This is a genomic window from Pseudomonas azerbaijanorientalis (assembly GCF_019139795.1).
Lineage (GTDB): Bacteria > Pseudomonadota > Gammaproteobacteria > Pseudomonadales > Pseudomonadaceae > Aquipseudomonas > Aquipseudomonas laurylsulfatiphila.
On record NZ_CP077078.1, the window covers coordinates 875,982 to 897,500 of the forward strand.

General features: G+C 60.9%; 22 protein-coding genes (1 of these 22 cut by a window edge). 8 read left to right on the top strand and 14 right to left on the bottom strand.

Going from position 1 to position 21,519, the window contains the following annotated elements; genetic code table 11:
* The first annotated feature begins 18 nt into the window (after positions 1 to 18).
* Together KSS91_RS03825 and KSS91_RS03830 are read left to right on the top strand one after the other, a co-directional pair.
* Positions 19 to 216: a cation transporter gene (locus KSS91_RS03825; protein WP_007996466.1), complete on the top strand. Its 198-nt coding sequence runs from the start codon at positions 19 to 21 to the stop codon at positions 214 to 216.
* 90 nt (positions 217 to 306) lie between these two features.
* Positions 307 to 1,503, top strand: a complete 1,197-nt coding sequence (locus tag KSS91_RS03830; protein ID WP_217837105.1) for a multidrug effflux MFS transporter — start codon at positions 307 to 309, stop codon at positions 1,501 to 1,503.
* Positions 1,504 to 1,511: 8 nt separating this feature from the next.
* On the opposite strand, the gene KSS91_RS03835 is transcribed toward KSS91_RS03830, so the two are convergent.
* Both KSS91_RS03835 and KSS91_RS03840 read right to left on the bottom strand, forming a co-directional pair.
* Entirely contained in the window at positions 1,512 to 1,685 is a 174-nt protein-coding gene (locus KSS91_RS03835; RefSeq protein ID WP_007971850.1) for a hypothetical protein, read from the bottom strand.
* A gap of 235 nt (positions 1,686 to 1,920) precedes the next feature.
* On the bottom strand, positions 1,921 to 2,934 hold the full coding sequence (locus KSS91_RS03840; RefSeq protein WP_217837106.1) for a zinc-binding alcohol dehydrogenase family protein: 1,014 nt from the start codon (positions 2,932 to 2,934) through the stop codon (positions 1,921 to 1,923).
* 125 nt (positions 2,935 to 3,059) lie between these two features.
* On the opposite strand from KSS91_RS03840, the gene vimR reads away from it, so the two are divergent.
* Together vimR and KSS91_RS03850 are read left to right on the top strand one after the other, a co-directional pair.
* Positions 3,060 to 3,989 (top strand): transcription regulator VimR, encoded by a 930-nt coding sequence (vimR, locus tag KSS91_RS03845; protein WP_217837107.1) that lies wholly within the window; start codon positions 3,060 to 3,062, stop codon positions 3,987 to 3,989.
* A 315-nt stretch (positions 3,990 to 4,304) separates the two neighbouring features.
* Positions 4,305 to 5,039, top strand: coding sequence for an ArsR/SmtB family transcription factor (locus KSS91_RS03850; protein ID WP_217837108.1), 735 nt, complete (start codon positions 4,305 to 4,307; stop codon positions 5,037 to 5,039).
* A gap of 76 nt (positions 5,040 to 5,115) precedes the next feature.
* On the opposite strand, the gene KSS91_RS03855 is transcribed toward KSS91_RS03850, so the two are convergent.
* The 3 genes from KSS91_RS03855 to KSS91_RS03865 form a co-directional block, all read right to left on the bottom strand.
* Complete coding sequence (locus KSS91_RS03855) at positions 5,116 to 6,069, bottom strand: adenosine deaminase (RefSeq protein WP_217837109.1); 954 nt, start codon at positions 6,067 to 6,069, stop codon at positions 5,116 to 5,118.
* 82 nt (positions 6,070 to 6,151) lie between these two features.
* Positions 6,152 to 7,117 carry an isopenicillin N synthase family dioxygenase gene (locus KSS91_RS03860; protein WP_217837110.1) on the bottom strand — a complete coding sequence of 322 codons (966 nt, stop codon included), beginning with the start codon at positions 7,115 to 7,117 and terminating at the stop codon, positions 6,152 to 6,154.
* Positions 7,118 to 7,261: 144 nt separating this feature from the next.
* Positions 7,262 to 8,344, bottom strand: a complete 1,083-nt coding sequence (locus KSS91_RS03865) for a BMP family ABC transporter substrate-binding protein (RefSeq protein ID WP_126049094.1) — start codon at positions 8,342 to 8,344, stop codon at positions 7,262 to 7,264.
* 278 nt (positions 8,345 to 8,622) lie between these two features.
* On the opposite strand from KSS91_RS03865, the gene KSS91_RS03870 reads away from it, so the two are divergent.
* Positions 8,623 to 9,711, top strand: a complete 1,089-nt coding sequence (locus KSS91_RS03870) for a calcium:cation antiporter (RefSeq protein ID WP_217837111.1) — start codon at positions 8,623 to 8,625, stop codon at positions 9,709 to 9,711.
* 124 nt (positions 9,712 to 9,835) lie between these two features.
* Here the strand turns inward: KSS91_RS03870 and KSS91_RS03875 are convergent, their stop codons facing one another.
* From KSS91_RS03875 to KSS91_RS03885, 3 genes are all read right to left on the bottom strand, one after another.
* The gene (locus KSS91_RS03875) at positions 9,836 to 11,194 is read right to left on the bottom strand and encodes an 8-oxoguanine deaminase (protein ID WP_126049096.1); all 1,359 of its coding nucleotides are present in this window, start codon (positions 11,192 to 11,194) and stop codon (positions 9,836 to 9,838) included.
* A 259-nt stretch (positions 11,195 to 11,453) separates the two neighbouring features.
* Positions 11,454 to 12,143 (bottom strand): SDR family oxidoreductase, encoded by a 690-nt coding sequence (locus KSS91_RS03880; protein WP_217837112.1) that lies wholly within the window; start codon positions 12,141 to 12,143, stop codon positions 11,454 to 11,456.
* Positions 12,144 to 12,162: 19 nt separating this feature from the next.
* Positions 12,163 to 12,321 (bottom strand): hypothetical protein, encoded by a 159-nt coding sequence (locus KSS91_RS03885; RefSeq protein ID WP_217837113.1) that lies wholly within the window; start codon positions 12,319 to 12,321, stop codon positions 12,163 to 12,165.
* 79 nt (positions 12,322 to 12,400) lie between these two features.
* Between KSS91_RS03885 and KSS91_RS03890 the strand changes: the two genes are divergently transcribed.
* Positions 12,401 to 12,892 carry a hypothetical protein gene (locus KSS91_RS03890; RefSeq protein ID WP_217837114.1) on the top strand — a complete coding sequence of 164 codons (492 nt, stop codon included), beginning with the start codon at positions 12,401 to 12,403 and terminating at the stop codon, positions 12,890 to 12,892.
* On the opposite strand, the gene KSS91_RS03895 is transcribed toward KSS91_RS03890, so the two are convergent.
* The 6 genes from KSS91_RS03895 to KSS91_RS03920 all read right to left on the bottom strand — a co-directional run bounded on the left by KSS91_RS03895 (position 12,889) and on the right by KSS91_RS03920 (position 19,413).
* Positions 12,889 to 13,815: an ABC transporter permease gene (locus tag KSS91_RS03895; protein WP_217837115.1), complete on the bottom strand. Its 927-nt coding sequence runs from the start codon at positions 13,813 to 13,815 to the stop codon at positions 12,889 to 12,891. The genes KSS91_RS03890 and KSS91_RS03895 overlap by 4 nt on opposite strands.
* Entirely contained in the window at positions 13,815 to 14,921 is a 1,107-nt protein-coding gene (locus tag KSS91_RS03900; protein ID WP_217837116.1) for an ABC transporter permease, read from the bottom strand. The genes KSS91_RS03895 and KSS91_RS03900 overlap by 1 nt, the downstream gene beginning before the upstream one ends.
* Before the next feature lie 11 nt (positions 14,922 to 14,932).
* Entirely contained in the window at positions 14,933 to 16,498 is a 1,566-nt protein-coding gene (locus KSS91_RS03905) for an ABC transporter ATP-binding protein (RefSeq protein ID WP_217837117.1), read from the bottom strand.
* A 581-nt stretch (positions 16,499 to 17,079) separates the two neighbouring features.
* Positions 17,080 to 17,661, bottom strand: coding sequence for an IMPACT family protein (locus KSS91_RS03910; protein WP_015093345.1), 582 nt, complete (start codon positions 17,659 to 17,661; stop codon positions 17,080 to 17,082).
* An 18-nt stretch (positions 17,662 to 17,679) separates the two neighbouring features.
* Complete coding sequence (locus tag KSS91_RS03915) at positions 17,680 to 18,330, bottom strand: TetR/AcrR family transcriptional regulator (protein ID WP_217837118.1); 651 nt, start codon at positions 18,328 to 18,330, stop codon at positions 17,680 to 17,682.
* 162 nt (positions 18,331 to 18,492) lie between these two features.
* The gene (locus KSS91_RS03920; RefSeq protein ID WP_015093347.1) at positions 18,493 to 19,413 is read right to left on the bottom strand and encodes a LysR family transcriptional regulator; all 921 of its coding nucleotides are present in this window, start codon (positions 19,411 to 19,413) and stop codon (positions 18,493 to 18,495) included.
* A gap of 138 nt (positions 19,414 to 19,551) precedes the next feature.
* Here KSS91_RS03920 and aptA point away from each other — a divergent pair, with 138 nt between their 5' ends.
* Positions 19,552 to 20,901, top strand: coding sequence for an omega-aminotransferase AptA (gene aptA, locus KSS91_RS03925; protein WP_217837119.1), 1,350 nt, complete (start codon positions 19,552 to 19,554; stop codon positions 20,899 to 20,901).
* A gap of 74 nt (positions 20,902 to 20,975) precedes the next feature.
* Positions 20,976 to 21,519, top strand: the 5' end (the start) of a protein-coding gene (locus tag KSS91_RS03930) for a CoA-acylating methylmalonate-semialdehyde dehydrogenase (protein WP_008021905.1). The gene runs 950 nt beyond the window's last position; only the first 544 of its 1,494 coding nucleotides appear in the window; the start codon lies at positions 20,976 to 20,978; its stop codon lies off the right edge, out of view.

Genomic DNA, 21,519 nt, shown 5'->3' on the forward strand with positions numbered 1-21,519 from the left:
CGGAAAAGGAGTCATCCCATGCAAGTGTTCAACGTTGAAGGCATGTCTTGTGGCCACTGCGTCAAGGCCATCACTCAGGCCGTGCAGGCCAAGGACCCGGCAGCCAGTGTGCGGGTCGATCTGGCGGCTAAAGAAGTCGGTGTCGAAAGTGCGCTGACTGCCCAGCAAGTGATCGAGGCGATCAGCGAAGAGGGGTATGGCGTCAAACTGGCCTGATTTTGATAGTTAGCGAGCTACCGGAATGTTCAAGGCGTCCATGCGCGGCTAGACTGTCGGGCTGCCGACTCCTGCCTCACTGGATGCCTGATGAACTTCCGTACCATTCTGATTCTCGGCGCCTTGAGCGCTTTCGGTCCGCTGGCGATCGATTTCTACCTGCCGGCCTTCCCGGCCATGGCGCTGGCTTTTGGTACGGACGAAAATCACGTCCAGATGACGTTGGCGGCCTACTTCCTCGGCTTGTCCATCGGTCAGTTGGCCTATGGCCCGGTGGCGGATCGTTTCGGGCGACGCATTCCGTTGCTCATTGGTGTCGGTCTGTTCACCGCGGCCTCGGTGGCGTGCGCCTATGCGCCGAATCTGGAATGGCTGATCGGTGCGCGTTTCGTCCAGGCGTTGGGTGGCTGCGCGGGCATGGTGATTTCCCGGGCGGTGGTCAGCGACAAGTGTGATGCAGTGGGCTCGGCGAAAGTCTTTTCACAGTTGATGCTGGTGATGGGGCTTGCGCCTATCCTCGCGCCATTGCTGGGTGGGTTGCTGGTCAACACCACAGGCTGGCAGTCGATCTTCCTGGCCTTGACCGGGTTCAGTGCGTTGGCGGGGCTGGCGGTGGCCACGGGATTGCCGGAAAGCTTGCCGGCCCACATACCGCGCCAACCGCTGTCGGGCGCGCTGCGCCAGTACGGTCGGTTGCTGGCCGACCCGATATTTCTTGGCCATGCCTTGACCGGGGGCATCGCCATCGCCGGGATGTTTGCCTACATCGCCGGTTCACCCTTCATCATCATCAAGCTCTACGGCGTTCCGGCCGAGCATTTCGGCTGGTTGTTCGGCACCAATGCGGCGGGCTTCATTCTGGTGGCGCAGGTCAACGCGCGGCTGCTGGCCAAACGTGGCCCGACCTTCTTGCTGGAGCGCGCGGTGTGGGTTTATCTCGCGGCCGGTCTGACCCTGCTCGCTGTCAGCGCTTTGCACACGGCCCAGCTGTGGCCGCTGCTGATTCCATTGTTCATCTGTATTTCCAGCCTCGGTTGCATCAGCCCCAACGCCGCCGCCTGCGCGATGAACGGGCAGGGCTCACGGGCCGGTAGCGCCTCGGCGCTGCTCGGTTGCCTGCAGTTCAGCGTGGCGGCCGGTGCCTCCGCGCTGGTGGGCGTTTTGCACGATGGCAGCGCCGTGCCGATGGCCATGGTCATCAGCCTGTGCGGAGTTCTGGTGGTGAGCGCTGCGGTGCTCACCCGGCGTTTGCAAAATGCCCGGGCGCTGGCGCAAGCCCAGGTTTGAGGCCGGAATCAGCCGGCAGCGCGCTGCGGGTGGAGGATGGGGATCTGGTGAGGGGCCTGGATACGGGCTTCGAGGGTACGCGTGAAAGCGCGAGCTTCTGCTTCGCTGCGGAAGGTCACCGCATGCTGGTCTAAGCGGACTTGCCACTGGGATTTTGCCAATTCTTTTATCAGGATCTTCACAGCCGAACTCCTCTTGTAAAAGACGTTACGCAAAAGACTGCCTCGCAGGAGATTCGATTGTAGTCCTGAATAGGAGCAGCATTGTGACAAGGATCAACTGTCGGACTGACGGTTTGTAACCAAAAAAAACACGACTTTTCGATGGCGTCCAAATGGGTTGTCTGCGACCGGGACGTTCCGGTCGCAGACGAAAAACGCAGAAAGGATGAAACCGGAAAGGGTTTTTTACAGCGTTTCAAAACCCTTCCAGCACAATCTTGCCCTTGGCCTTGCCGCTTTCCAGCAGGGCATGGGCACGGCGCAAATTGGCCGCATTGATCGTGCCGAAGTGTTCGCCCACCGTGGTTTTCAGTGTTCCGGCATCGATCAGCCAGGCGACGCGATTGAGCAGGTTGTGCTGCTCGATCATGTCCGCGGTTTCAAACAGCGAACGGGTGTACATGAACTCCCAGTGCAGCGACAGGCTCTTGCGCTTGAGCTTGCTCACGTCCAGCGACTTGGGGTCATCGATCAGTGCCAGCTTGCCTTGGGGCGCCAATGCCTCGACCAGTTGGTCCAGGTGCTGGTCGGTCTGGGTCAGGCTGGCGACGTGGGTGACCTGATCCACACCGGCCAGCTTGAGTGCTTCGCTCAGTGGCTGGCCATGGTCGATCACCAGATCGGCACCCAGCTCTTTTACCCAGCTTTGAGTCTGCGCGCGCGAAGCGGTGCCGATGACTTTCAGGGCCGTCAGCTGGTGAGCCAGCTGCGTAAGAATCGAGCCCACGCCACCTGCCGCGCCGACGATCAACAGGCTCTGGCCTTCGTCGGTTTTGCCTTCGCGCACTTGCAGGCGTTCGAACAACAGTTCCCAGGCCGTGATCGCGGTGAGCGGCAGGGCGGCGGCCTCGGCGAAACCAAGGGTCTTGGGCATATGGCCGACGATGCGTTCGTCCACCACATGCAGCTCGCTGTTGCCACCCGCCCGCGCGATGGAGCCGGCGTAAAACACCTTGTCGCCGACCGAGAACAGCGTCACCTCACTGCCCACAGCCTTGACCACGCCAGCCACGTCCCAGCCCAGCACCTTGGCCGCGCCGCCTTCGGGTTGGACGTTCTGGCGCACCTTGGTGTCTACCGGGTTGACCGAGATGGCTTTGACTTCCACCAGCAAGTCGCGAGGGCCGGCAACCGGCTCCGGCAACTCGATGTCTTGCAGGGCTTTGTCATCACTGATCGGTAACGAGGCGTAGTAGGCAATGGCTTTCATGGGGACTCCTGAACACTAATAAAGAAGTGATTCGATGGGGGGAGATGATTGGCTATTTCTCCTGAAGATAAAACCGGCTAAAAGAGCAGTCTCTTTCAATGTTTTTTTGATAATAGGTGTTCTTGATGCTGCGTTTCGATGACTTGCAGTTGTTCGTGCGGGCGGCGGACCTGGGCAGTCTGTCCGCCGCCGCGCGGGGCATGGACATGTCGGCGGCGGTGGCCAGTGCAGCGCTCAAGCGCATCGAACAACAACTCGGCGCCCGTCTACTGGCCCGTTCGACCCGCAGCTTGCGCCTGACCGCCGAGGGCGAGGGCTTTCTCGAATACGCCCGCGCGGCCTTGAGCAATCTCGACGAGGGCCGGCGATTACTGGCCAGCGGTCAGGACCAGGTCAGCGGGGTTCTGCAACTGTCGGCGCCGTCGGACTTTGGCCGCAATCTGCTGTTGCCCTGGCTTGACCAGTTTCAGCGCGAGCATCCGAAACTGACCGTGCGCCTGCTGCTGGGGGACCGCATCGCCGACCTGTTCCGCCAGCCGGTAGACGTTGCCCTGCGCTACGGTGAACCGGAGGACTCCAGCCTGGTGGCGCTGCCCATCGCCCCGCAGAACCGCCGGGTGTTGTGCGCCGCTCCCGACTATCTGGCTCGCCACGGCGAACCGCGGCATCTGGAGCAACTGGCACAGCACAATTGCCTGTTGTACATGCTCGGCAGCAGGGTCCACGATCACTGGAGTTTTCACGACGGCAAACGCGAAGTCAGCCTGACCGTCAGCGGCGATCGCTTCAGTGACGATGCCGACGTCGTTCGCCTTTGGGCCGTGGCCGGTGCCGGGATCGCCTACAAATCCTGGCTCGATGTCGCCGCCGATGTACTGGCCGGGCGCTTGAAGGTGCTGATGCCGGAACTGCTCTGCGAGCGCGCACCGTTGAATCTGTTGTGCGCCCATCGCGCGCAATTGAGTAAGCCGGTGAACCTGTTGCGCGAAATGCTTGTCAGCCGATGCGCCCTGTTGAGCAGTCAATTTCCGGGCTTTTCGGATATCGATCATTAGTCGTACAAAAAAAGAGAAATTTCCCTCAGGAACTATCACCACCTATGCCGGGCGGAGGACAGGATCCGCCGACCAACCCGCATATACTAGCGCCCTCATCATGTAAGTAGCGTCGAGCCCCAATGGCGGGTCCACGTTCGAGTCGGCCCGGCAGCACGGTCATCCTTCTGACCTTCGCGGCATCGGCCAGGCAGCGCCAATGGGTGAGCAAGGCGTTGCCGGATTCATGGCAGTTTCCACGGATTGGCCGACGACACATTACTGGTCAAGATGTTTCTGGTCAGAAGACGAAACGATTCAACAGGGAGTGAATACATGGAACATGCACCTTGCATCAGCCAGATCGCCACATTGCTGGCTGACCCAAAGCGCAGCGCAATGATGTGGGCCTTGATGGATGGTTCGGCGCGAGCAACCGAAGAGTTGGCATTACTGGCCGGCCTGTCACCGTCTTCGGCCAGTGCACACCTGGGACGTTTGTCCGCTGGAGGTCTGTTAAAGGTTGAAAGCCGCGGCCGCAAACGCTTCTTCCGCCTGGCTGCCCCCGAGGTAGGGGCGGCAATCGAAGCGCTGGCCAGCGCGACCTTCGCCAGCGCGCACCAGGATATTCCGGAGGTGTTCAAGCGCAATGCGCCACTGGTCAAACCCCGGGCAGTGCGCTCGTCACTGCTGAGTGCCCGGCTGTGCAACGATCACTTGGGGGGGACTCTGTCCGCCGACCTGTATCAGCGACTGCTGGAAGCGGGCTGGATCGAGCATTCGGATCAGCGGGTCACGGTCACGCTCAAGGGCGCGACGGAGTTGGCGGCACGGGGAGTGTTCATCCAGGCGCTGGCCCATCGCAACGGCAGGGTTGCCTGCGCGTGCCCTGACTGGAGCGAAAGACGCCCGCACATGGGCGGCTCGCTGGGGGCCGCCTTGTTGCAGTTGTTCATGCAGTCGGGGTGGCTGAGCCTGCCCAACGATTCCCGAGCCTTGCAGGTGACGGCCTCCGGGCAGCGCGAAATTCATCGCTTTGCCCTGGAAACCGAGTTGGAAATGGCACTGTAGTCGTCGGCTTGCTGGCGATGGTGGCCTCCCATTCAGCATCGCTGGCAGCCAGCTCCTACAAGGTTTGCGTTTGCCTTCAGGGTTTCACCAAGCGCGCATCGAGGCTGTTCTGCGCCAGGCGTCTGGCCTGGTCCTGGGTCATGCCCAGGTGGGTGTGCAGGGCATGGAAGTTCTCCGTGACATAACCGCCGAAGTACGCCGGATCATCGGAGTTCACGGTCACTTTCACACCGCGTTCTAGCATGTCGAGAATGTTGTGCTGCGACATGTGATCGAACACGCACAACTTGGTGTTCGACAGAGGGCATACGGTCAGCGGGATCTGCTCGTCAATGATCCGCTGCATCAGGCGCTCGTCCTCGATGGCGCGTACGCCATGGTCGATGCGCTGGATTTTCAGCAGGTCGATGGCTTCCCAGATGTACTCGGGCGGGCCTTCTTCACCGGCGTGGGCGACGGTCAGGAAGCCTTCGTGACGGGCACGGTCGAACACGCGCTGGAACTTGCTTGGCGGGTGGCCCATCTCGGAACTGTCCAGGCCCACGGCGACGAACGCATCGCGGTACGGTAGCGCCTGGTCGAGGGTTTTCTGTGCTTCGTCTTCGCTCAGATGGCGCAGGAAGCTCAGGATCAAACCGCTGGTGATACCCAGCTGCTGCTCGCCATCCTTCAGCGCGGCGGCGATGCCGTTGAGCACCACTTCGAACGGGATGCCACGGTCGGTGTGGGTCTGCGGGTCGAAGAACGGTTCGGTGTGAATCACGTTCTGCTCTTTGCAGCGCAGCAGGTACGCCCACGTCAGGTCATAGAAATCCTGGGAGGTGCGCAGTACATCGGCACCTCGGTAATACAGGTCGAGGAACTCTTGCAGGTTGTTGAAGGCATACGCCTTGCGCAAAGTTTCGACGTCGCTCCATGGCAAGGCAATCTTGTTGCGCTCGGCCAGGGCGAACAACAGCTCGGGCTCCAGCGAGCCTTCCAGGTGCAGATGCAATTCTGCCTTGGGCAGGGCGTTCAGCCAGTCATACATGATTCTTTTCTCATCAGGTGCAATGGTCGCCATTCTACAGAGGGTTGCCGCAACAATTGGTAAAACCTGACCAGGCGGTTCATCACCCCGCTTCCTGTTCCCGTCGATAGGCGTAGGTATCGGCGAAGCGCGAGAGCAGAAACCCGGCGCAGGTGGTGGCCGGGTATTTCGCCGGGTGCAGTGCATCCTGACAACCGGGCAGGCATTCGATGCGGGTATCCGGGTGCGGCTCGGCGAAGAACGGCATCGAATAACGATCCACGCCCAGGGGGCTGATCACCCGGTGCGGCGTCGACAGGTAACGGTCGTTGCTCCAGCGCGCCATCATGTCGCCGAGGTTGACCACGAACGTACCGTCAATGGGGGGCGCGTCGATCCATTCACCTTTGACGTTGCGTACCTGCAAGCCACCGGCGGCGTCCTGATAGAGCAGGGTGATGCAGCCGTAGTCGGTATGGGCGCCGGCGCCTTGCTGCTCGGTGGAACTGGCCGTGTGACGCGGCGGGTAGTGGATCAGGCGCAACACACTGACCGGGTCATTGAAGCGAGTGTCGAAGAAATCGCGCTCAATGCCCAGCGCAATGGTCATTGCCCGCAACAGCGTTTGTGCGAGGGCCTGCATGTCGACGTAGTGTTGCTCCATCAGCGCTTCCCAACCGGGCAGGGAGGGATGGCGATTGGGGCCGCGCAAGGGTTTTTCCGCCAGTACGTCGGGGTGGTCGGCCGGCAGGTGCAGGCCCATGTCAAAGGTTTCCTTGAGGTCGCTGGGTTTGCTCGGGTCCAACTGTTCGGTGGCGATGGCGCCGTAGCCGCGATGGTGACGGGTCTGGGTGATGTCGATCTTGAGTTTTTCGGCGGTGGGTTGGGCGAAGAAGCGTTTGGCGTGGTCGAGCAGGGCGTCGATGCGCGCGACACTGATTGGATGGCCCTTGATGTAGAAGAAACCCCACTCGCGGCAGGCGTGGTCGATTTGTGCGGCCACGGCTGGCCAGGCGTTCTGGTCGTCGCTGTAGAGCGGGGCGATGTCGATGATGGGGAGGCTGGTCATGCGCAATCCTTGAAAACACTATGGTTCCAATGTGGGAGCGGGCTTGCTCGCGAAAAGGCAGGTACATCCAACATCTCCGTTGTCTGACAGACCGCATTCGCGAGCAAGCCCGCTCCCACAGGGGGTTGTGTGGTGGTTGAAGTGTTACTTCGGTATTTCCGCCTTCATGCCTTCCACGTAGTAATTCATCGACGCCAGCTCCGCGGTAGTCGCGCTCACGCCCGCCGGGATTTTTTCGACGCCGGCCTGATCCTTGATCGGCCCGGTGAACGGCTGCAGCGTACCGCTCTTGATATTGGCGATGAGCTGTTCGGCTTCGCTTTTCACCGCAGCCGGCACCAGGTCGCTGATCGGCAGCTCAACCGTGCCTTCTTTCAGGCCGCCCCAGTAGTCCTGGGACTTCCAGTCATGATCAAGCAGGCTTTGGGCTGCCTGAATGTAGTGCGGGCCCCAGTCGTTGACGATGGAGGTCAGCACCGCCTTCGGCCCGAAGTGCGCCATGTCCGAAGCGTAGCCCACCGCATACACGCCGCGACGTTCGGCGGCCTGGATTGGCGCCGGGCTGTCGGTGTGCTGGAACACCACGTCGACACCCTGGTCGATCAGTGCGTTGGCGGCATCCGCTTCCTTGCCCGGATCGAACCAGGAATTGACCCACACGACCTTGATTTCGGTACCGGGGTTGTACTTGTTCAAGGCCAGCTGGATGGCGTTGATGTCGCGGATCACTTCCGGGATCGGGAACGAGGCGACATAGCCGATCTTCCTGGTCTTGGTCATCTTCGCAGCGAGGAAGCCACCGACGTAGCGACCCTCGTAGGTGCGTGCCAGGTAGGTGCCGAGGTTCTTGTCCTGCTTGTAGCCGGTGGCGTGTTCGAAGGTCACCTGAGGAAACTGTTTGGCGACTTTCACGGTCGGGTTCATGTAGCCGAAGGAGGTGGTGAAGATCAGGTCGTATTTGTCCTTGGCCATGTTGCGGATCACCCGCTCGGCGTCGGCACCTTCGGCGACGTTCTCTACATAGTTGGTGGTGATCTGCGGGCCGAATTTTTCCGCGAGCTCCTTGCGTCCCTGTTCATGCTGATACGTCCAGCCGTGGTCGCCGATCGGGCCGATGTAAACGAAGCCGACTTTCAGCGGGTCGTTGGCGCTGGCACTCAGGCTGGCGCTCAGGCCGATGGCGGCGGTAACGGCGCAAAGCAGCTTCTTCAACGGACGGTTGTGCATGAATTGGAGCTCCATTTTGTTCTGTGGTTGGCAGGGGCAATGCAAATGGCTGACCAACCGGACAACAAAATCAAAAGATCGCAGCCTTCGGCAGCGCCTGCATGGCTTCGCGTAGCTCTGTAGGAGTGGCCGAAGGCTGCGATCTTTTTCAACACCAGAACCAACGCAGTGCATCTGACCAACCTCACGCCACCCTCTGGTGCGCTAAGGTAAAACGAAACGTTAATGCCACCCTGCAGTCAGTAGCTCATCGGCACCACTCGGCAAAAAGGCTCGCCATGCTCACCACCCTCAAGCAAGAAGGCTTCCTGCTGTTGGCCTTGATCGCCGCGTGCGTGGCCTATCCGCTGGAGCACTGGATGCTGCACAGCGGCCAGGTCATCGCATTGATCAGCGGGCTGGTGTTGATCGCCTTCATCGTCGCCGCCTCCATGCGCGTTGCCCATCAGGCCGAATTGCTGGCGGAGAAGGTCGGTGATCCCTACGGCACGATGATCCTGACCCTGGCCGCCGTGCTGGTGGAAGTGGTGATCCTGGCGATCATGATGAGCAACGAAGCCTCGGCCACGCTGGTGCGCGATACGATCTACTCGGCGGTGATGCTCGACATCAATGGCATCCTTGGCCTCGCAGCGTTGATAGGCGGGCTCAAGCATGGCGAACAGTCCTATAACGACGATTCAGCGCGCAGTTACAGCGTGATGATTCTCACCGCCATGGGTGTCTCGATGGTGGTGCCGGAGTTCATTCCCGAAGCGCGATGGAAGCTCTATTCGGCCTTTACCATCGGCACGATGGTGCTGCTCTACGCCTTGTTCCTGCGCATGCAGGTCGGGCCGCACAGTTATTTTTTCAGCTACAGCTACCCGGACAAGCGCCGCCGGAAGGAGCCTGGCGCAGAGCCGCGGCCGGTCAATCTGGTGCTGAGTATCGGCACCTTGGTGTTCGGGGTGGTGGTGATTGGCGCACTGGCCGAAGTGATGTCCAGTACCCTCGATCTGGGGCTGGAAGGGACGGGGGCACCGCCGGTGATTACGGCGATCCTGGTGGCGGCGATCTCTGCGGCGCCGGAGATCTTGACCGCGTTGCGCGCGGCACTGGCCAATCGCATGCAGTCGGTGGTCAACATCGCCATGGGCGCGTCACTGTCGACGGTGATCCTGACGGTGCCGGTGATGGAGGCGATGGCGCTCTATACCGGCCAGCCATTCCAGATGGCCATGACCCCGGTGCAGACCGTGATGGTGTTTCTCACCCTGATCGTCAGCGCGATCAATCTCAACGACGGCGAAACCAACGCCATCGAAGGCATGACTCATTTCGTGTTGTTTGCGACGTTTATCATGTTGTCGCTGCTGGGACTCTAAGAGCACCGCAAAACCAATGTGGGAGCGGGCTTGCTCGCGAAGGCGGTGTGTCAGTCACATGAATATCGACTGATCCAACGCCTTCGCGAGCAAGCCCGCTCCCACAGTGTCAATCGGCGTTGTATCAGGTCCCTGCAATCAACTGTCGCGCCGCCTGGCTGTGATCGGCAATCAAGCCCTTCAGATCCAGCCCCTCGACCTGCCCGTCAATCACCCGCCACTTGCCGCCGACCATCACCCGGTCCGCGCGATCGGCGCCGCACAGCAGCAGGGCCGAGACCGGATCATGGCTACCGGAGAAGCGCAGTTCATCGAGCTTGAACAGCGCCAGGTCGGCCTGCTTGCCCACCGCCAGTTCACCGATATCGGTACGGCCCAACAGGCTGGCCGAACCTTTGGTCGCCCAGCCGAGCACGCGTTCCGGGGTGATCTTCTCGGCGCCGTAGCGCAGGCGCTGGATGTACAGGGCCTGGCGCGCTTCGAGCATCATGTTCGAGGCATCGTTGGAGGCCGAACCGTCCACACCCAGGCCCAGCAGGGCGCCGGCGTCAGTCAAATCGATGCTCGGGCAGATGCCCGAGGCCAGGCGCATGTTCGAGCTCGGGCAATGGCAGATACCGGTGCCGGCGGCGCCGAGGCGGGCGATCTCGTCCGGGTTGAAGTGGATGCCATGGGCCAGCCAGGTACGCGGGCCGAGCCAGCCGACGCTGTCCAGATAATCCACGGTGCGCAGGCCGAAGCGTTGCAGGCAGAAATCTTCTTCGTCGAGGGTTTCTGCCAGATGGGTGTGCAGGCGCACGTCGAGTTGGTTCGCCAGTTCGGCGCTGGCCGACATGATTTCCGGGGTCACCGAGAACGGCGAGCACGGTGCCAGGGCGATCTGGATTTGTGCACCGTCACCGCGTTCGTGGTACTCGGCGATCAGTCTCTGGCTGTCGGCGAGGATCACTTCGCCTTCCTGCACCGTCTGTTGCGGCGGCAGGCCACCGTCCTTTTCGCCGAGGCTCATGGAGCCGCGGGTGAGCATGGCGCGCATGCCCAGTTCGCGAACGCTCTCGACTTGCACGTCGATGGCATTTTCCAGACCTTCCGGAAACAGGTAGTGATGGTCGGCGGCGGTGGTGCAGCCGGACAGCAGCAATTCGGCCAGTGCGACCTTGGTGGCGAGGGCGAGTTTTTCCGGGGTCAGGCGTGCCCAGACCGGGTACAGGGTTTTCAGCCATGGAAACAGCGGCTGATTGACCACCGGCGCCCAGGCGCGGGTCAGGGTTTGATAGAAGTGGTGATGGGTGTTGATCAGGCCCGGCAGGATCACATGCTCGCGGGCATCAAACACTTCATTGCACGGCGCGGATGGTTGTTGACCGGCGCCGAGTACCTCGACGATCAAGCCGTCTTGCAGCACCAGGCCGCCACGGGCATCGAGACCGTTGGAGGTGAAAATAGCGAGGGGATTTTTTAACCAGGTACGGGTCGCAGGCATGTTGGCCGGCTCCTCTGAAAGTTGGGTTCAGGGTTGCCAGCTCAGTGTTGCCCTGTCTGCTGATCCAGGTTCGCCGGGGAGGCGAGGTGGGCAGTGTCGATCAAAATACCGTTATGGGCAAGCCCGGCCCGACAGGACAACAAAAAACCCTGTGGGAGCGAGCTTGCTCGCGATAGCGGTGTGTCAGTCAAATCGTTGTTGGTTGTGCCGCCGTCATCGCGGGCAAGCCCGCTCCCACAGGGTAGTGTGTTGGCGGTGATTACCAGGGAATGGTCTCACCCCGGTAATTGATGAAGTGATGTCCGCCCTTGCCGACATACGCATTCACCTGATCAACCAGGCCGCGCGTGCTGGTTTCGACGTCGATGTCCGCGCCTTCACCGCCCATGTCGGTCTTCACCCAGCCCGGGTGCAGCGACAGGACAGTGAGCGTTGTATCGCCCAACTGAGTGACGAAGCTGTTGGTCATGGAATTCAGCGCCGCCTTGCTGGCCTTGTACAGCGCCAGCTCCGGCGCATCGGGCATGGTCACGCTGCCCAGCACCGAACTCATGAACGCCAGCACGCCGCTGTCCGGACGGATCTGTTCGACAAAACGCTGGGCCAGGTTGATCGGCGCCACGGCGTTGGTGAAAAACAGCTGGCCGACCTCGGCCATCGTCGCGCCACCGTTGGGTGTCTGGACATCCGGCCCCTTGACCCCGGCATTGACGAACAACAGGTCAAACACCTCACCCTTGAGTTGTTGGCTCAGGGCGGACACCGCGGGCTGATCGTCCATGTCGAGCTGTTCGATCCGCACCTTGCCCAGGGCCTGCAAGGCCTCGGCTTTTTGCGGGTCGCGCACGGTGGCGGTGACTTGCCAGCCATCGGCCAGCAGGGTTTTCACCAGCCCGAGACCAAGCCCCCGGGAGGCGCCGATAATGAGTGCGGTTTTTGCCTTGGACATGAGTGGCTTCCTTGAAAATTCAGGATCGTGGATTCAATGGACACTGTTGCCCGAGCCGTTGTTGCAACTCTTCGCGTAACGCGCCGAGTTCGGCCATGCGGGCTTCGATCAGTTTGAGTTTGTCTTGCAGCCGTTGCGTGACGGCGCTGGCCCGGGCTAATTCAACGATGCGTATCATGACGTCTCGAAGGGGCTTGACCTTGGAGCATACTCCAGGCTTTAGCCTTGTTGCTCCCTGAATTGATGGAGCAATGACGATGTGGACTACAACGCAATATCGCCGGTTGGTGCAAGGCAGTGCCTGGTACGACCTGATCGTGACGATGGCGTTTGTCACGCCGTGGAGTTTTGCGGCGTTGCATGGGGTTTTGACTGCGCTGAGCCAGGCGTTGAGTTTGCCGGGTGAGCTGCCACCGTTCGAACCGGTGCACATGTTGATGGCGAACCTGTTGGGCTCGATCGTCTGCGTGTGGGCGGTGCTGCGGATTCGTGATCCGCAGCAGGTTTTCGGACGGTATGACGCCGTGGCCAGATTCCTGTTCTCGGCCTGGCAGGCTTATGCCCTGATCCAGGGGGCGAGTTCATTGCTTGTGGTTTTTCTGGTGTTTGAATTGGCGTGGGGCGTGGCTCAGGTGTTGCCTGTTCGGGCCCCTTCGCGGGCAAGCCCGCTCCCACATGGGATGGGTGTGAACTCGGTCAAATGTGGGAGCGAGCCTGCTCGCGAAGGGGACCGAACAGGCACAGCCTAATGCCCAGCCTGCCACGGCTGCCCCAACGACACCGGCGCATACAACCGTGTCCGCAGCGCATCCCGTGACAACAGCACCAGCACTACTATGGTCGCGACATACGGCAGCATCGCCAGCAGGCTCGACGGAATCGCCAGCCCCAATCCCTGCGCCACCAGGTGCAGGATGCTGGCGAGCCCGAACAGGTACGCGCCGAGCAGCAGGCGCCACACCCGCCAACTGGCGAACACCACCAGCGCCAGGGCAATCCAGCCGCGCCCGGCGCTCATGTTCTCCGCCCACATCGGCGTGTACGCCAGGGACAGATAGGCCCCGGCCAACCCGGCCATCGCGCCACCAAACAACACCGCCAACGTACGCACTGACAACACCGGCAAACCCATGGCACTGGCGGCAGCGGGATTTTCCCCGACGGCTTGAATGATCAGCCCGACACGGCTTTTCAGAATGACCCAGGCCACCAGCGCAAACAGTGCGAACGACAGATAGACCAACAGGTCCTGGGCAAACAGCATCCGCCCGATCAGCGGGATCTGGCTCAGATAGGGAATCGCCAAGGGTTCGAAACCTGCCAGCGGCTTGCCGACCCAGGCCGCACCGACAAAAGTCGACAGGCCCACGCCGAAAATCGTGAGGGCCAGACCGCTGGCCACCTGATTGGCATTGAATACCAGCGCCACCAGAGCAAACAGCGATGACAGAAGCATCCCGGCGAACATCGCCAGCAATACGCCGAGCCACAGGTGCCCGGTGTTGAACGCGACGATGAAACCGATCACCGCGCCAAACAGCATCATGCCTTCCTGGCCCAGGTTGAGGACGCCGCTTTTCTCGCAGATCAGTTCCCCCAGCGCCACCAACAACAACGGCGTACCGCAGCGGACCATGGCGTAGAAAATATTGCTCAGCAGATCGATATCCATCACAACGCTCCTGCGTGTACGGCGGTGGCTTGGGCACGACGGTTCCAGCGCAGGTTCAAGCGTGGCCGGTAGAGAATCAGCACGTCACTGGCCAGCAGGAAAAACAGCATCATGCCCTGGAACAATTGGGTGATCGCTTGCGGCAGGTTCAGGCTCATTTGTGCGCTTTCACCGCCGATGTACAGCAGCGCCATCAACAGGCTGGAAAACAGGATCCCGAGCGGATTCAGGCGGCCGAGAAACGCCACGGTGATCGCCGCATAGCCGTAGCCCGGCGAGACCTGCGGCACCAACTGACCGATCGGCCCGGTGACTTCGCACACACCGGCAAGGCCGGCCAGACCGCCGCTGATCAATAGCGCGAGCCAGATCAGGCGCTTCTCGCGAAAACCGACGAAACCGGCGGCCCGCTTATCCAGCCCGAGCACTTTGATCTGGAAGCCGACAAAGCTTTTCTGCAACAGCACCCACACCGCCACTAAGGCGAGCAGGGCGAAATACACCCCGGCGTGAACCCGTCCATCCTCCATCAAGAGCGGCAAGCGGCTGGCATCCCCGAACATCGCTGACTCGGGGAAGTTGAACCCGGCGGGATCCTTCAACGGACCGTGAACGCAGAACAGCAACAGGTTCAGCGCGATGTAGTTGAGCATGATGCTGGTCAGGATTTCATTGGCGTTGAAGCGTGTGCGCAACCACGCCGTCAGGCCGGCCCAGGCAGCACCGGCCAGGGTGCCGGTGAGCAGGATCGCCACCAGCGCCCAGCGGCTTTGCAGATCGATGATGTTGACCGCCAGCGCACTGCCGGCCAATGCACCGAGCAGCAGTTGACCTTCGGCACCGATGTTCCAGATGCGCGCCTGGTAGGCGACGGCCAGGCCCAATGCGCACAGCAGAATAGGCAGGGCTTTGACCAACAATTCAGAGACGCCATACAGGTCGCTGACCGGCGCGATCAGCAGCGTGTGCAAGGTCAACAGCGGGTCATGCCCGAGCGCGATGAACAACAATGATCCACAGCCCAGGGTCAGCGCAGCCGCCAGCAACGGCGAGCACCACAGCATCAGCTGCGATTGCTGGCCACGGGGTTCAAGAGAAAGCAGCATGTGACACTCCGTTAGCGCGTGGCGGATGCGAGTGATTGAGGGGCAGCGAACTGGCCGGCCATCCAGCCGCCGACATCGCTCAGGCGCGTATCGACCGTGGCGTTCAGTGCCGACAGGCGACCGCTGCACAAGGCGCCAAGGCGGTCGCAGATCTGGAACAGTTCGTCGAGGTCTTCGGAAATCACCAGGATCGCCGCGCCGGCATCGCGCAAGGCAATCAAGGCGCGGTGAATGGTGGCGGCCGCGCCGACGTCCACACCCCAGGTCGGGTGCGCGGCGATCAGGAGTTTGGGTTGCTGAAGGATTTCCCGGCCGAGGATGAATTTCTGCAGGTTGCCGCCGGACAGGCTGCGGGCCGGGGTCTGGCTATCGGGTGTCTTGACCCCGAAACGGCGGATGATTTCCTCGGCCAACACTTCGACTCTACTGCGCCGGATCAGACCCTTACTCACCAATCCTTGCTGGAAAGCGGTCAATAGTGCGTTGTCTGCCAGGCTCAACTCTGGCACCGCGCCATGGCCCAGGCGTTCGGCAGGGACGAAGCTCAGGCCAAGTCTGCGACGTGCGTCGGGGTGTAAGTGGGCAACCGGTTCCTGGCCAAAGCACAGGGTTGCGCCTTCGTTGCGATTGAGGCGTTGTTCGCCGCTGAGCAAGGCCAGCAGCTCGTCCTGGCCATTGCCCGCGACACCGGCGATGCCGACGATTTCACCGCTTCGCACTTCAAGATTGATGTCCTTGAGCGAGCACCCGAACGGGTCCGGGTTGTGCCAGGACAATCCGCGTACATCAAGGAACGCATCACCCCCGGTCACCTTCGGATAGTTTGCGTTCAACTGCGCCGCCTCACCGACCATCAGGCGCGCCAGTTGCTGATCCGTACAGTCGGCTGGCACGCAATGTCCGGTCACGCGCCCGCCGCGCAGTACCGTCGCGCTCTGACACAACGCGCGGACTTCCCCGAGCTTGTGGCTGATGAACAAAATGCTGCAGCCCTCGGCGGCGAGCCGGCGCAGGGTGACGAACAAGTCGTCGGCCTCTTGCGGCGTCAGCACCGAAGTCGGTTCATCGAGAATCAACAGGCGGATGTCCTGCATCAGGCAGCGAATGATTTCCACCCGTTGCCGTTCTCCGATCGACAGACTGTGGACAAGTCGCTCCGGCTCCAGCGCCATGCCATAGCGTCGCGACACCTCGCGAATCTTCGGCTCAAGTTGTCTGGGTGTGCCTGCCGCTGCGCCCATGGCCAGGGCGATGTTCTGCGCCACGCTCAAGGTTTCGAACAGCGAGAAGTGCTGGAACACCATGCCGATGCCCAGGCCTCGCGCCTGGGCCGGGTTGCGCAGGCTTACTCGCTGACCTTGCCAGACCACCTCGCCCGAATCGGCCTGGGTGACGCCGTAGATGATTTTCATCAGCGTGCTTTTGCCCGCGCCGTTTTCGCCAAGCAGGGCATGGATCTCGCCAGGGGCAATGGTCAGGTCGATGGCATCGTTGGCCAGGCAGCCGGGGTAGCGTTTGCTGATTTTGCGCAGTTGCAGGCGCGGAACCGGATCCGGGATTGGAGCGTGATTGGGCATGACAGGCTCGGTGCTGTTGGACTTGTGCCTGTGGATAAAGCAATTTTCTGGCCACTCGGTCAGAAAAACTTCGGACTCCTGTGAGCCGGGGCGTTGAGTACGCAGCTTTCAGATGTGCCAAGCAGAGCCCGGCACCACATGGGGGCAAGGGTGCAAATCAAGCCCCGATTTTGCTCGTGGGATTTTGCTCAAAAAATGATCAATCGACCACAAGCCATACCGTGCAGGGTGCCGAGACGGCCATGAACGGGTTATCCACAGATTGCTCCACAGTATTTGTGCGCAAGCTCAAGGCATGGGCATAAGCACTGGGTGGCTTTCTTCTAAAGGTGATAAATCGCCGTAACTGTTTGTTTTTGCTTGAATTTGATGCGCTTGATGGCAGATTGGACGAAAATTGAGCAAAGTCCGCAAAGCCGCATGACAGAAGGGTTACAGCGGTATGTGCTCAGGTTATCCACAGCCGGGTGCACAGCAGATGTGGGCAAATATGGAATAAGTGGAAAAGCGGCGTGCCCCAAAAGATCGCAGCACGATTCCGTGTAGGAACTGCCGAAGGCTGCGATCTTTTGCGCTTGTTTTCAGCGCTGCAGGAGAATACGTCCACGACTCAAATCGGCCAGCTGTGACTGCAAGGTATCGATCTGCGCATCGCCTACCGCCAACTGCAACTCGACACCATTGGCGGTGAAGCTTTCATCCACAACCAGTCCACCTGCCTCCGCCACCCGCAGCTTGACCAACGCCAGCTCGGCAAACCCGCAAGCGCATCGCAACGGCACCCGGCTGATCAACTCAACCTTTGGCGCCGCTTGCAGGCATTTGTTCGCACCGCCGCCATAGGCCCGGGCGAGACCACCGGTGCCCAGTTGGATGCCGCCGTACCAGCGAATCACCAGCACCGCGACCTGATCGCAATCCTGTGCCTCTATCGCCGCCAGAATCGGCCGACCTGCCGTGCCACCGGGTTCGCCATCATCGGTGCTGCGATATTGATCGCCGAGCTTCCACGCCCAGCAGTTGTGCGAGGCATTCAAGTCGCTGTGCTGTTCAATGAACGCCTGGGCCTCGGCCGGGCTGGAGATCGGCGCGGCGAAGGTGATGAAGCGGCTCTTGCGAATCTCTTCGCGGTATTCGCAAAAACCGCTGAGGGTAAAAGGCATACGTACCTGAATGGCTACTTAAATGGCAGGTTTCAGGCCGCAGCCCTTGAGAATGATGCGGATCAGGTTGTCCCCGGCGTCTTCCATGTCTTGCCTGGTCAACCTGGTGCGCCCGGTGACGCGGCAGATCTGCGTGGCGAAGTCGGCGTAATGCTGGGTGCTGCCCCACAGCAGGAAGATCAGGTGCACCGGATCGACCGGGTCCATTTTACCGGCGTCGATCCAGGCCTGGAACACACCCGCACGGCCCTGGAACCAGGCGCGATAGTCCTGGTTGAAATACTCGGTCAGGCATTCACCGCCACTGATGACTTCCATGGCGAAAATCCGCGAGGCTTGCGGCTGGCGGCGGGAGAACTCCATTTTCGCGCGAATGTAACGGGTCAAGGCCTCGGTCGGATCATCCTCGGCGGTGAGGGTGTTGAAGGTGCTGTCCCACAACTCGATGATGTTGCTCAGCACCGCCACGTACAAACCGAGCTTGTTGGTGAAGTAGTAATGCAGGTTTGCCTTGGGCAGCCCGGCGTTCTGGGCGATGGTGTTCATGCTCGTGCCTTTGTACCCGTGACGGGCGAACTCGTCTTCGGCGGCTTTGATGATGGTCTCTTCGTTCTTCTGACGAATGCGGCTGACGGGTTTTGCGCCGTGGGCTGGGACTTCAAAGGTCATAAGCACTTCCGAACTGGTAGGTGGGTGCAGCCAGTGCGTTGATAGCGTAAAACCGAAACCACCACAACCCTGTAGGAGCTGCCGAAGGCTGCGATCTTTTGATCTTGATTTTCAGGATCAAAAGATCGCAGCCTTCGGCAGCTCCTACAGGGGGGTAATTGTTCAACGCGTCGCGGCCAGGCTCTCGAGAAAACTCTCCAGCACCAGATGCGGGCGACGCCCCTTGCGTGTGACCGAGGCCAGGCTCAGGTCATAGAAGCGCGTTTTGGCTTTCAACGCTCGCAACCGGCCCTGCTGTACCCAAAGACTCGCATAGTGATCCGGCAGATAACCGATATAGCGTCCGGTCAGGATCAGGAAGGCCATGCCTTCGCGGTCCGAGGCGCTGGCGGTGCAATTGAGCGCCTGGTAGTGGGCCTGGATCTCCGCTGGCAATCGAAAGGTGGGTGCGATGGCGTCCTGACTGTTCAGGCGTTCGTCGTCCAGTTGTTTGTCGTCGACATAAAACAGCGGATGGCCGACCGCGCAATACAGCAGCGAGCGTTCGCTATACAACGGTTGGTACTCCAGCCCCGACAGTGCGCTTGCCTGCGGCACCACGCCGACGTGCAAACGACCGTCGAGCACGCCTTGTTCGACCTCGTTGGGCGCGATCATGCGGATCTGGATCTGCACGTCCGGGCCGCGCTCTTTCAATTGCGCGAGGGCATGGGTGATGCGCATGTGGGGCAGGGTGACCAGGTTGTCCGTCAGACCAATGATCAATTCACCACGCAAGTGCTGGTGCAGGCCGTTGACCTCGGTACGGAAGCTTTCCAGCGCACTCAACAGTTGCAACGCCGATTGATAGACCTCGCGACCTTCCTCGGTCAGGGAAAAACCGGCGCGTCCACGTTGGCACAGGCGCAGGCCGAGGCGTTGCTCCAGATCGCTCATCTGCTGGCTGATCGCCGAACGACCAATGCCCAGCACGGTTTCCGCCGCGGAGAAGCCGCCGCATTCCACCACGCTACGAAAGATCCTCAGCAGGCGAATATCAAAGTCGCTGACCTGGGCCAGCGGATCGGGACGGCGAGCGCTCATGCGGGTTACTCAAAGTTTAGTGATTGGCTGACTGAACATTAGAAGAGTTGCATTTCACAGACTTTATCCCCGTGGCAATTTAGCTGCAACAACGGTTTTCAATCCTTACGCCGCTTACTGCCTTGCGAGGTTTTGCCCATGAACTTGCCTGAAAACGCCCCGACTTCGCTGGCCAGCCAGCTCAAGCTCGATGCTCACTGGATGCCTTACACCGCCAACCGCAACTTCCAGCGCGACCCGCGCCTGATCGTTGGCGCCGAAGGCAGCTGGCTGATCGACGACAAGGGGCGCAAGGTGTATGACTCGCTGTCGGGTCTGTGGACCTGTGGCGCCGGGCACACCCGCAAGGAAATCCAGGAAGCGGTCGCCAGGCAACTGGGCACGCTCGATTACTCGCCAGGCTTCCAGTACGGTCATCCGCTGTCGTTCCAGCTGGCCGAGAAAATCACCGACCTGACCCCGGGCAACCTGAACCACGTGTTCTTCACCGACTCGGGTTCCGAGTGTGCTGACACCGCGGTGAAGATGGTCCGTGCCTACTGGCGCTTGAAGGGCCAGTCGACCAAAACCAAGATGATCGGCCGTGCCCGTGGCTACCACGGTGTGAACATCGCGGGCACCAGCCTCGGCGGCGTGAACGGCAACCGCAAATTGTTCGGTCAGGCGATGATGGACGTCGACCACCTGCCGCACACTCTGCTGGCAAGCAACGCCTACTCCCGTGGCATGCCGGAGCAGGGTGGCATCGCCCTGGCTGACGAACTGCTCAAGCTGATCGAACTGCACGATGCATCGAACATCGCGGCGGTATTCGTCGAGCCATTGGCCGGTTCCGCTGGCGTGCTGGTTCCGCCGCAGGGTTACCTCAAGCGTCTGCGTGAAATCTGCGACCAGCACAACATCCTGCTGGTGTTCGACGAAGTGATCACCGGTTTCGGCCGTACCGGCACCATGTTCGGCGCCACCACCTTCGGCGTGACCCCGGACCTGATGTGCATTGCCAAGCAAGTCACCAATGGCGCGATCCCGATGGGCGCGGTGATTGCCAGCTCCGAGATCTACCAGACCTTCATGAATCAGCCGACGCCTGAGTACGCGGTTGAATTCCCCCATGGCTACACCTATTCGGCACACCCGGTGGCGTGCGCGGCGGGCCTGGCAGCACTCGACCTGCTGCAAAAGGAAAACCTGGTACAGAGCGTGGCCGAAGTCGCACCGCATTTCGAAAATGCGCTGCACGGCCTCAAAGGCACCAAGAACATTATCGACATCCGCAACTTCGGCCTGGCCGGTGCGATCCAGATCGCTCCACGTGACGGCGACGCGATCGTGCGTCCGTTCGAAGCCGGCATGGCGCTGTGGAAAGCCGGGTTCTACGTACGCTTCGGCGGCGACACCCTGCAGTTCGGCCCAACCTTCAACAGCAAGCCGCAGGACCTGGATCGTCTATTCGACGCGGTCGGCGAAGTGCTGAGCAAGATCGACTGATTTCTCCTTCTATATACCTATAAACAACGGGCGTCCGGGAACGGGCGCCTGTGGACAACATTTCAGGAGCTTCCATGAGCGTTATTCCGCATTTGATCAATGGCGAACTGGTGACCGAGAACGGTCGCGCGGTTGATGTGTTCAACCCGTCTACCGGCCAGGCTATTCACAAGTTGCCGCTGGCGACCCGCGAAACCATCCAGAGCGCCATCGACGCGGCCAAGGCTGCATTCCCGGCCTGGCGCAACACGCCGCCGGCCAAGCGTGCCCAGGTGATGTTCCGCTTCAAGCAACTGCTGGAGCAAAACGAAGCACGTATCGCGCAACTGATCAGCGAAGAGCACGGCAAGACCCTGGAAGATGCTGCCGGTGAACTGAAGCGCGGCATCGAGAACGTCGAGTTCGCTTGCGCGGCTCCGGAAATCCTCAAGGGCGAGTACAGCCGCAACGTCGGCCCGAACATCGATGCCTGGTCTGACTTCCAGCCGTTGGGCGTTGTCGCCGGTATCACGCCATTCAACTTCCCGGCCATGGTGCCGCTGTGGATGTACCCGCTGGCGATCGTCTGCGGCAACTGCTTCATCCTCAAGCCGTCCGAGCGTGACCCGAGCTCGACGC

Bases quoted from the DNA above. Each gene is read 5' to 3' on its own strand.
- KSS91_RS03825 (WP_007996466.1), top strand. From the start codon at position 19: ATGCAAGTGTTCAACGTTGAAGGCATGTCTTGTGGCCACTGCGTCAAG.
- KSS91_RS03830 (WP_217837105.1), top strand. From the start codon at position 307: ATGAACTTCCGTACCATTCTGATTCTCGGCGCCTTGAGCGCTTTCGGT.
- KSS91_RS03840 (WP_217837106.1), bottom strand. From the start codon at position 2,934: ATGAAAGCCATTGCCTACTACGCCTCGTTACCGATCAGTGATGACAAA.
- vimR (WP_217837107.1), top strand. From the start codon at position 3,060: ATGCTGCGTTTCGATGACTTGCAGTTGTTCGTGCGGGCGGCGGACCTG.
- KSS91_RS03850 (WP_217837108.1), top strand. From the start codon at position 4,305: ATGGAACATGCACCTTGCATCAGCCAGATCGCCACATTGCTGGCTGAC.
- KSS91_RS03855 (WP_217837109.1), bottom strand. From the start codon at position 6,069: ATGTATGACTGGCTGAACGCCCTGCCCAAGGCAGAATTGCATCTGCAC.
- KSS91_RS03860 (WP_217837110.1), bottom strand. From the start codon at position 7,117: ATGACCAGCCTCCCCATCATCGACATCGCCCCGCTCTACAGCGACGAC.
- KSS91_RS03865 (WP_126049094.1), bottom strand. From the start codon at position 8,344: ATGCACAACCGTCCGTTGAAGAAGCTGCTTTGCGCCGTTACCGCCGCC.
- KSS91_RS03870 (WP_217837111.1), top strand. From the start codon at position 8,623: ATGCTCACCACCCTCAAGCAAGAAGGCTTCCTGCTGTTGGCCTTGATC.
- KSS91_RS03875 (WP_126049096.1), bottom strand. From the start codon at position 11,194: ATGCCTGCGACCCGTACCTGGTTAAAAAATCCCCTCGCTATTTTCACC.
- KSS91_RS03880 (WP_217837112.1), bottom strand. From the start codon at position 12,143: ATGTCCAAGGCAAAAACCGCACTCATTATCGGCGCCTCCCGGGGGCTT.
- KSS91_RS03885 (WP_217837113.1), bottom strand. From the start codon at position 12,321: ATGATACGCATCGTTGAATTAGCCCGGGCCAGCGCCGTCACGCAACGG.
- KSS91_RS03890 (WP_217837114.1), top strand. From the start codon at position 12,401: ATGTGGACTACAACGCAATATCGCCGGTTGGTGCAAGGCAGTGCCTGG.
- KSS91_RS03895 (WP_217837115.1), bottom strand. From the start codon at position 13,815: ATGGATATCGATCTGCTGAGCAATATTTTCTACGCCATGGTCCGCTGC.
- KSS91_RS03900 (WP_217837116.1), bottom strand. From the start codon at position 14,921: ATGCTGCTTTCTCTTGAACCCCGTGGCCAGCAATCGCAGCTGATGCTG.
- KSS91_RS03905 (WP_217837117.1), bottom strand. From the start codon at position 16,498: ATGCCCAATCACGCTCCAATCCCGGATCCGGTTCCGCGCCTGCAACTG.
- KSS91_RS03910 (WP_015093345.1), bottom strand. From the start codon at position 17,661: ATGCCTTTTACCCTCAGCGGTTTTTGCGAATACCGCGAAGAGATTCGC.
- KSS91_RS03915 (WP_217837118.1), bottom strand. From the start codon at position 18,330: ATGACCTTTGAAGTCCCAGCCCACGGCGCAAAACCCGTCAGCCGCATT.
- KSS91_RS03920 (WP_015093347.1), bottom strand. From the start codon at position 19,413: ATGAGCGCTCGCCGTCCCGATCCGCTGGCCCAGGTCAGCGACTTTGAT.
- aptA (WP_217837119.1), top strand. From the start codon at position 19,552: ATGAACTTGCCTGAAAACGCCCCGACTTCGCTGGCCAGCCAGCTCAAG.